The sequence below is a fragment of the Nostoc sp. UIC 10607 genome, assembly GCF_047228265.1.
In the GTDB taxonomy this organism is placed as follows: domain Bacteria; phylum Cyanobacteriota; class Cyanobacteriia; order Cyanobacteriales; family Nostocaceae; genus Nostoc; species Nostoc foliaceum_A.
In genome coordinates this window covers 1-1332 of sequence record NZ_JBIQNW010000184.1, presented here as the reverse complement: position 1 = coordinate 1332, position 1332 = coordinate 1, and the positions used below count along the sequence as shown (strand labels likewise).

1 protein-coding gene is annotated in these 1332 nt (G+C 45.0%); it reads left to right on the top strand.

Annotated elements, in window-relative coordinates:
- The coding region (locus ACEYW6_RS36240; RefSeq protein WP_412983610.1) for a DUF3991 domain-containing protein at positions 1–1007 on the top strand (1007 nt) is incomplete at its 5' end.
- Positions 1008–1332 lie beyond the last annotated feature (325 nt).

Sequence of the window (1332 nt, the reverse complement as noted above, 5' to 3'; positions counted from 1 at the left end):
ACGACCTGGAAGCAGCGATTGTTTATTTGGAGCAACTGCATAGATCACAAAAACCAGTGGATGCAATTGCTCTTAATAAAACTCCAACTATAACCACAGATGAACCAAAGCTAAAAGATAATCTTTCAGCCGAGTTATATGAGTATTACAGCGCCGACTTGCAAAACTTATTAGTGACTGACCGAGACACAGAAATTGCTATTAGGGCGCTATTAGATAATAAACCACCCCAAGAAGTTGAAGAAATTATCTTTGCCAGTCCAGCCGGATGGACTACTGATGAAGCTAAAGCATTAGTTCTAATCGCTAATAATCAACTGGCACACTTACAAGAACAACCAGAACAGCAACTTTTCCGAAAACAACCCCAGTTTACACCACCAGAGGATGAAAGCAAAAGGCGAGTATTACAGTATTACCTTACTAAGCAACGCGGTATAACCAATTTTCTTGTGCAACCATTACAACGCCAGGGGTTGGCTTATATAGATCAGCAGGCTCAGGTTGTGTTTATCAAGCGGGATTTAAACGGTGAAAAGTCAGGCGCACTGGTTTGGGATACCGCACGCCTTGACAATCGTTGTACGGAGTACCCCGAAAATAGCGATCGCCTCCAGCAGGGCTGGTTTCATCTGAAATTGGGTGGAGAGACTGACGATAAAATCGAGAGAGTATTCTTGTGTGACTCCCCCATTGATGCGCTGTCCTTGGCAGAGATTGACAGAGAGGGACAAAAGGGGCAACCACCAGTGAGAACAATGTACATGGCAGTGGATGACCCGGATAACCTGCCAGTAGAACTCCTCAGAAATATCAGCAGAATTGGGCTGGCATTTAATAACGATGATCGGGGAAATGAAGCGGCCCTAGTCGTGAAGTCAATGCTGCCCCAGGCTAAAAGAATTGCACCTAGTGGGCTTACTTGGAATGAGATTCTTATTGAACAGCAACAGCAGCAGCAAGAGATACTGGAGCAAAAACAACAGGGGCAAGGTTTGAGCCGATAACCTTATGTTGACCCGACGAACTCGTGACCGCTACGCTCTCTGAGTCGGTGGCTCTTACGGGCATGGAGATTACTGGTTGGCCCAACTAGATCCTGCACGCCCGCAAGAGCCACTCCGCTGCGCCGACTCCGAGCCACGAGTTCTTAAATCCTGAAATTGTGGAAGTATAGTAAAAACTTTCCAAACTTTTTGCGTACTGTGCGAGAGTTTTGCTCAGGAATTTTTGGCGGAGAAATCAGGGTCGTTTATCAGTAAACCAAAAAGTTTTTCTCCAAAGAGCGATCGCTAAAATACTTATATGTTTTAATACTTGTTTACAGACAAT